The sequence below is a fragment of the Candidatus Protofrankia californiensis genome (assembly GCF_900634765.1).
In the GTDB taxonomy this organism is placed as follows: Bacteria; Actinomycetota; Actinomycetes; order Frankiales; family Frankiaceae; genus Protofrankia; species Protofrankia californiensis.
In genome coordinates this window covers 1-879 of record NZ_CAAAFT010000302.1, presented here as the reverse complement: position 1 = coordinate 879, position 879 = coordinate 1, and the positions used below count along the sequence as shown (strand labels likewise).

Below are 879 nucleotides of genomic sequence, written 5' to 3'. Positions count from 1 at the left end.
CACGCATGTTGCTCCTGGCGATCCTGTAGGGATTTTGTTCCTGATGGGAAATTTTTCTTCCGGTGGGAAAAGGACGGTGTCAGCGCGGCAGGTCGGCGTGACGTTCGAGGAATGCGGTGACCTCCGCGGGATCCTCCAGCGGCAGGGGGTAGACCACGAGCCGGTCGACGCCGAGGTCGGCGTAGCGCCGGGCGGTGTCGGCGTCCACCGGGGAGAGCTGCATAAAGTTGATCTCCAGTCGGCCCAGTCGGGCCGGACGTTCGACCTCGGTGGCAGCCTTCTCCAGCCCGGCAAGGTGTCCGGCGAGATCGTCCGGGCCGTCCCCGTTGCCGAACCAGCCGTGGCCGCGGGCGACCGCCCGCCGGAAGGCGGCCGGACTGTGTCCGCCGATCACGATCCGTGGCCCGTCGGCACGCACCGGACGCGGGTGCGCGTCGATACTGTCGAACGCCACGTACCGTCCCTGATAGGACGGTGCGGGCTGGGTCCACAGTGCTCTCATCGCGTCCAGATACTCGTCGGTGCGGCCGCCGCGTTCCGACATCGGCACGCCGACCGCGGTCATCTCCGGTTCGAGATATCCGGCCCCGACTCCCAGGAGCAGCCGGCCACCGCTGAGCACGTCAAGGCTCGCGACCTGCTTGGCGAGCACCAGCGGGTTGCGTTGCGGCAGGATGACGATTCCGGTCCCGAGCTCCAGCCGTTCGGTGACGGCCGCAACGTAGGCCAGATGCACCAACGGGTCGAGAATCGGATCCGTCGGTTCCATCGGCGCGGCCGGTGTCCGCGGGCTGGGCAGCACGACGTGCTCGCCGACCCACCACGACCGGTATCCCAGCTCTGGAGGGTTCCCGTTTTCGTAGACAGTGTTAACTATGC

General features: G+C 67.5%; 1 protein-coding gene. It reads right to left on the bottom strand.

The window, feature by feature from the left end:
- Positions 1-79 precede the first annotated feature (79 nt).
- The gene (locus tag DD1DGNOD_RS16195) at positions 80-877 is read right to left on the bottom strand and encodes an LLM class F420-dependent oxidoreductase (protein ID WP_241255768.1); all 798 of its coding nucleotides are present in this window, start codon (positions 875-877) and stop codon (positions 80-82) included.
- Positions 878-879: the final 2 nt, after the last annotated feature.